The organism is Mycobacterium sp. 1245805.9, from assembly GCF_001672915.1.
GTDB lineage: Bacteria > Actinomycetota > Actinomycetes > Mycobacteriales > Mycobacteriaceae > Mycobacterium.
The window spans coordinates 127,369-133,597 of sequence record NZ_LZKR01000156.1; the positions used below are offsets into that span (position 1 = coordinate 127,369).

Consider the following 6,229-nt stretch of genomic DNA (forward strand, 5'->3'; position numbering starts at 1 on the left):
ATGTTTTCGGCGGTTTTGATCGAAAAGGGCTCGGACAAGGGCGACGCGGGGCAGACGGTCGGCGTGACCGAGCTGGATGAGGCCCAGCTGCCCGACGGTGACGTTACCGTCGACGTTGAGTACTCCACGCTGAATTACAAGGACGGCCTGGCCATCACGGGCAAATCGCCCGTCGTGCGCAAGTTTCCGATGGTTCCCGGCATCGACCTCGCCGGCGTGGTGACCGAGAGTGGCCACGCCGACTGGAGCAAGGGCGACCGCGTGGTGCTCAACGGCTGGGGCGTCGGCGAGACGCACTGGGGTGGCCTGGCTCAGCGGGCCCGCCTCAACGGCGACTGGCTGGTGCCCCTGCCCTCCGCCTTCACCACCCGCCAGGCGATGGCGATCGGCACCGCCGGCTACACCGCCAGCCTCTGCGTCGACGCCCTGCTGCAGCACGGGGTGTCCCCCGATCAGGGCGAGGTTTTGGTGACCGGCGCGACCGGCGGCGTGGGGACCGTCGCGATCGCACTGTTGACCGCGGCCGGGTTCAAAGTGGCCGCCGTGACCGGCAAGTCGTCGGAGGCGCAGTTCCTCCAGCAGCTCGGCGCCGTGTCGGTGTTGGACCGGGCCGAGTTCAGCGAGGCGGGCAAGCCGCTGCAGAAGGAGCGCTGGGCCGGCGTCGTCGACACCGTCGGCAGCCACACGCTGGCCAATGCCTGCGCACAGACTCGCTATGGCGGCGCGGTCGCCGCCTGCGGCCTGGCCGGCGGCATGGACTTCCCGGCGACCGTCGCGCCGTTCATCCTGCGCGGCGTCTCACTGCTCGGCATCGACAGCGTGATGGCGCCCAAGCAGCGGCGGCTGACCGCCTGGGAACGCCTGGCGCGCGACCTGGACACCGGCGCCCTCGATTCGATCGCCCAGGAGGTCGCGCTGGGCGACGCGATCGCCTCGGCGGGGAAACTCATGGACTCCCAGGTGCGCGGCCGCATCGTCGTCGACGTCAACCGCTGACGGGGCACCGGTGACAAAAAAGACGACCCAGCCCGCGGGCGCCCGGCTCGACCTGTCCGACGTCGATCACCGGGTGGGCAAGCCGGTGGGCGGCGGGCAACTGTGGGATCCGTGTAGTTCATCCGATATTCGGCGCTGGGTGATGGCGATGGACTACCCGAATCCGGTGCACTGGGATGAGCAGTTCGCGCGCAACTCGAAGTTCGGCGGCATCATCGCGCCGCAGTCGATCGCGGTGGCCCTCGACTACGGCCACGGCGCGGCCCCCGCATGCGTCGGGCATATTCCGAACAGCCACTTGATCTTCGGCGGCGAGGAATGGTGGTTCTACGGCTGCCCGGTGCGGCCCGGGGACAAGTTGTTCCAGGAGCGCCGGTTCCACGACTACAAGGTGACCGAGACGAAATTCGCCGGCCCCACGATGTTCTCGCGCGGCGACACCATCCACAAAAACCAGCACGGCGCCCTGGTGGCGCGCGAACGTTCCACCGCGATCCGCTATCTCTACGAGGAAGCGACCAAGCGTGGGATGTTCGACAGTCAGTTGGGCGAGATCAAGCGTTGGACCCAGATCGAACTCGAGGCGGTGGAGCGGCTGCGGCGCGAGTGGCTCGAATCCAACCGATTGGGTGTCTCGCCGCGCTTCGACGAAGTGAAGATCGGCGACACGTTGCCCCGTCGCGTGATCGGCCCGCACAGCATCGCCAGCTTCACCACCGAATACCGCGCGTTCCTGTTCAACATCTGGGGCACCTTCGAATGGGTGGCGCCGCCCGGCATCGAGGACCCGTGGGTCTATCAGGATCCGGGCTGGGGCAAGGACTTCGCCTTCGACGAGGAAGACGCGAAGATCGATCCCCGCAAGCGCGACGGCCTGTACGTCGGGCCGTCCCGGGGGCACATCGACGCCGAACGGGCCAGCGAGGTCGGCATGGCGCGCGCCTACGGCTACGGCGCCACGATGGGCGCGTGGTGCACCGACTACCTCGCCTTCTGGGCCGGCCACGATGGTTTGGTGCGCCACTCCAAGGCCGACTTCCGCACGCCCGCCTTCGAGGGCGACGTGACGTATTTCGATGCCGAGATCGTCGACAAGCAAACGGAGTCGGCCTGGGGCGTGCCCCTTGTGCAGGTAAAGCTGCGCCTGACCAACCAGAACGGAGAAATGCTGGTCGGCTGCACCGCCGAGGTCGAACTGCCGTTGTGACGCAACACCTTTCCCTCGTATCCGGCCCGCCGCTCGCGGAGGAACCCGGGCTGGGCGCCCTGACGCTGCCGGGTTTCCTGCGGGAAGTGACGCGGCTGTACGGCGAGCGTGAGGCGTTGGTCTGGCGTAGCGCCGACGACGTCACCCGCTGGACCTACGCCCAGCTCTGGGAACGCGCGATCGAGGTGGCGCGTGCGTTGCGCGCGTGCGGCGTGGGCAAGGGCACCCGGGTCGGGGTGCTGATGACGAACCGGCCGGAATGGCTTGCCGCAGTGTTCGGTACATCCTTGGCGGGGGGCGTCGCCGTCCCGCTGAGCACCTTTTCGACGCCGCCCGAACTGGACTATCTGATCCGGGCCTCCGCGATCGCGGTGCTGTTGTTCGAACGCAGGGTGCTGACGAAGGACTTCGCGGCCACGCTGGCCGAGCTGGATCCGGCGACGTACCCGTACTTGCGCAAGCGCGCACTCGTCGGTGACCCGGCGCCGGGTATCGAATCATGGCCCGAGTTCCTGGCGTCCGGCCACGGGGAGCCCCGCGAGCTGGTCGAGGCGACCGCCGCGGCGGTGGATCCCAGCGATTCCGCCGTGCTGTTCTTCTCGTCCGGCTCGACCAGCAAGCCGAAGGGCATCCTCGGCGCGCATCGCGGCGTGTGCATCCAGTTGTGGCGCTTCCGGCGCATGTACGGGTTCAGCCCGGAGGACCAGGTCCGGGGTTGGGCCGCAAACGGCTTTTTCTGGTCCGGCAATTTCGCGATGGTGCTCGGATCCACGCTGGCCGCCGGCGGGGCTTTGGTCCTGCAATCGACGTTCGACGCGCCCGGGGCGCTCGAGCTCATGCAGGCCGAGCGGGTGAACTTCCCGTTCGCCTGGCCGCACCAGTGGGCCCAGTTGGAAGGCGCACCGAACTGGAGCACGGTGGACCTGAGCTGCGTGAGATTCGCCGATTACAAGACCCCGATCGCCCACCACCCGACGGTGTCGGGCGAATGGCATGAGCCGGGCCACGCCTACGGCAACACCGAAACATTCACGATCACAACGGGTTACCCGGCCAACACGCCCCCCGAGGTTCACCTGGACAGCTTTGGGGTGGCCCTGCCCGGTGTGACCCTGAAGATCGCCGATCCGCTTACCGGCCGCGTCGTGCCGCGCGGCGAGGCGGGCGAGATCTGCGTCAAGGGGCCGACGCTCATGCTCGGCTATATCGGCACCCCGCTCGACGAGACGCTCGACGCCGAGGGCTTCTTCCCCACCGGCGACGGCGGCTACCTGGACGATGCCGGCCGGCTGTATTGGCAAGGCCGGCTTACCGACATCATCAAGACCGGCGGCGCCAACGTCTCGCCGCGCGAGGTCGACGAGGCCGTGATGGAACATTCCGGCGTCAAGGTGGCGCAGACCGTCGGCGTTCCGCACCACACACTCGGAGAGGTCGTCGTCTCCTGCGTCGTGCCGCACGACGACGTGGCCCTGGACACCGGGCAGCTCCTGGCATTCCTGCGCGAACGGTTGGCGAGCTACAAGGTGCCGCGTCATGTGCTGTTCTTCCGCGAGGACGAGGTGGCGGTGACCGGCAACGCCAAGATCAAGGCCGGCGAGCTTCGGGAACTGGCCGCCAGTCGGCTGGCCGAAGGAGGAGGTTCGCAATGAAGTGTCGTGCCGCCGTGCTGCGCGGCGTCGGGAAGGACTGGGAGGTCCGCGAAATCGTTCTCGACCCGCCGCGCAGCGGCGAGGTCCTGGTGCGGATGGCCGTCGCCGGAATCTGCCATTCCGACGACCACGTGTACACGGGCGACGTGGTGCCGACCCCCGAGGTGCTGGCGGCAAGCGGTCAGCCCGCTCCGGACTGGTTCCCCCTGCTCGGTGGTCACGAGGGCGCCGGCGTCGTCGCGGAAGTCGGGCCGGGCGTGACGACCGTGCGGCCCGGGGACCACGTGGCGCTCTCGTTCATCCCCGCGTGCGGCAGCTGCCGGTTCTGCGTGAACGGTCAAAGCTACATCTGCGATATCGGCGCGAGCCTGTTCGTGCGGGAGATGCCCACCGACGGAACGTGCCGCCGGCACCTTGGCGACGAAAACCTGTTGGCCTATGGCCAACTGGGGACGTTCGCGGAGTACGCGGTGCTGTCGGAGCGGTCGGTCATCAAGATCGACGACGCGATCCCCTTCCACGCCGCCTCCCTGGTCTCGTGCGGTGTCAGCACCGGCTGGGGCTCCGCGACGGTCTCGGCGGGCACCGAACCGGGCGACACCGTCGTCGTCATCGGCGCCGGCGGCGTCGGGATGAACGCCCTGCAGGGCGCCCGCGCGGTCGGCGCGAAATATGTGGTCGCGGTGGATCCCGTTGAATCCAAGCGCGATTCGGCCAAGATCTTCGGCGCCACCCACACCGCCGCCTCCGCGCAGGACGCGATACCTCTGGTCAGAGAGATCACCGCCGGCCTGATGGCCGACCGCGTCGTCGTCTGCCCCGGCGTTGTGCACGTGGACTTGATCCCGTTGGCGATGGCGCTGCTGCGTAAGGGCGGGGTCTGCGTGCTCACCGGCATCACCCCGTACACCGAGCCGCCGACGCCGTTGGTCCTGCAGGAGATGACGCTGTCGGCCAAACAACTCAGGGGGGCCCTCTACGGCGGGATGAACCCGCGGACCAGCGTGCCGCTGCTGTTGTCGTTGTATCAGGCGGGCGCACTGAAACTGGACGAACTGGTCACCCGCCACTACGGGCTCGACCAGATCAACGAGGCGTTCGCGGACCTGCGCGACGGGCGCAACATTCGCGGGATCATCGATTTCGCCGGCCCCTAGAACACCGCCTGGCTCAAGCGGATTCGAAGTGACGCCGGATGCCGGCCAGCATCTCGACATGCGCCTTGACGGCCTCCCGCGTCGTCACCGCGGCGAGCGGGCGGGGCGCGGCGATCCGGATCCGCTCGGTGATGCGGGTTCCGCCGTCGATCGGCGCGAAGCTCACCGTTCCGCACAGGCGCACCCCCGGCGACTGATCGGCCTCGGTCGTCACCTCGCCGTCCGACCGGACGTGCAGCCGCGCACGGTAGGTGATCCGCATGGTGAACGGCCCCAACGGAATCCGGTCCACCACCCGGTAGGCCTGCAGGTAGCCGTCCGGGGTGTCGGTGCGCGCGGTGGCCTGCACCGACACGATCAGCGGATGCACGAGTTTGATGTTGTCCAGGTCCACGTAGAAATCGCGGACGTCGTCGGGCGCGGCGGGGACATCTTCGGACAGCTCGGTTTCGGCGTGCGCCGTCCACCAGCTCACAGGTAGAGCTCCGCCGCGAGAACAACCGTGCGCCACCAGATCAACGCCGCGAAGACGCCAAGCGCGACGATCGTCACCGCGGCCTGGATCAGGTTGCGGTGTTCCCTCGGCGCGTAAACGTAAGCCGCCGCGACCAATCCGCCGGTGACCAGCCCGCCCACGTGCCCCTGCCAGCTGATCCGTTGGGAACTGACGGCCGGGGCGACGAACGTGTAGAGCAGGTTGATCGCGATGATCACGACAACCCAGCGCATGTCGAGGTTGAGCCGCTTGGCCACCACGAACGTGGCGCCGAAAAGGCCGAACACCGCGCCCGATGCGCCCGCCGTCGCCGTGTTCAGCGTGAGCAGGTAAACCAGCACCGACCCACCCAGCAGGCTCAGCGCGTACAGCGCGCCGAACCGCAGCCGGCCGAGCAGCAGCTCGAGCGGCGGGCCCAGGACGTACAGCGCCCACATGTTCAGCAGCAGATGAGCGGCGCCGTAGTGCACGAATGCCGAGGTCACCAGGCGGTACAGCTGGCCGTCGGCGACGGCGGGCGGCCACAGGACGAGCTGACTTTGCAAGCCCCGCACCCAATTCGGCGGGCGGGAACGGACCGGCACGCCGGTGCTCACCTACGCGCTGATCGCGATCAACGTGGTGGTGTTCGCGCTGCAGATGTCGGTGCGGGGCTTGCAAAGTCAGCTCGTCCTGTGGCCGCCCGCCGTCGCCGACGGCCAGCTGTACCGCCTGGTGACCT

5 protein-coding genes and 1 pseudogene are annotated in these 6,229 nt (G+C 68.4%); 4 read left to right on the plus strand and 2 right to left on the minus strand.

Features of this window, described 5'->3' with window-relative positions; genetic code table 11:
• From A9X00_RS21375 to A9X00_RS21390, 4 genes are read left to right on the plus strand one after another with little or no spacing between them, the layout of a single operon-like run.
• Positions 1-996, plus strand: coding sequence for an MDR family oxidoreductase (locus A9X00_RS21375; RefSeq protein ID WP_067158068.1), 996 nt, complete (start codon positions 1-3; stop codon positions 994-996).
• Positions 997-1,006: 10 nt separating this feature from the next.
• Entirely contained in the window at positions 1,007-2,203 is a 1,197-nt protein-coding gene (locus A9X00_RS21380) for a MaoC family dehydratase N-terminal domain-containing protein (protein ID WP_067158070.1), read from the plus strand.
• Positions 2,200-3,855, plus strand: a complete 1,656-nt coding sequence (locus A9X00_RS21385; protein WP_067158073.1) for a class I adenylate-forming enzyme family protein — start codon at positions 2,200-2,202, stop codon at positions 3,853-3,855. The genes A9X00_RS21380 and A9X00_RS21385 overlap by 4 nt, the downstream gene beginning before the upstream one ends.
• A gap of 14 nt (positions 3,856-3,869) precedes the next feature.
• Positions 3,870-5,012 (plus strand): NDMA-dependent alcohol dehydrogenase, encoded by a 1,143-nt coding sequence (locus A9X00_RS21390; RefSeq protein WP_067158120.1) that lies wholly within the window; start codon positions 3,870-3,872, stop codon positions 5,010-5,012.
• A gap of 13 nt (positions 5,013-5,025) precedes the next feature.
• Here A9X00_RS21390 and A9X00_RS21395 read toward each other — a convergent pair whose 3' ends face one another.
• Both A9X00_RS21395 and A9X00_RS21400 read right to left on the minus strand, forming a co-directional pair.
• Positions 5,026-5,487 carry an SRPBCC family protein gene (locus A9X00_RS21395; RefSeq protein ID WP_067158076.1) on the minus strand — a complete coding sequence of 154 codons (462 nt, stop codon included), beginning with the start codon at positions 5,485-5,487 and terminating at the stop codon, positions 5,026-5,028.
• Positions 5,484-6,056 (minus strand): annotated as a pseudogene (locus tag A9X00_RS21400) (rhomboid family intramembrane serine protease); the annotation flags it as partial. The pseudogene A9X00_RS21400 and the gene A9X00_RS21395, both read right to left, overlap by 4 nt.
• Positions 6,057-6,229 lie beyond the last annotated feature (173 nt).

Excerpts from the sequence above, each read along its gene's own strand:
- A9X00_RS21375 (WP_067158068.1), top strand. The coding sequence starts at position 1 with ATGTTTTCGGCGGTTTTGATCGAAAAGGGCTCGGACAAGGGCGACGCG.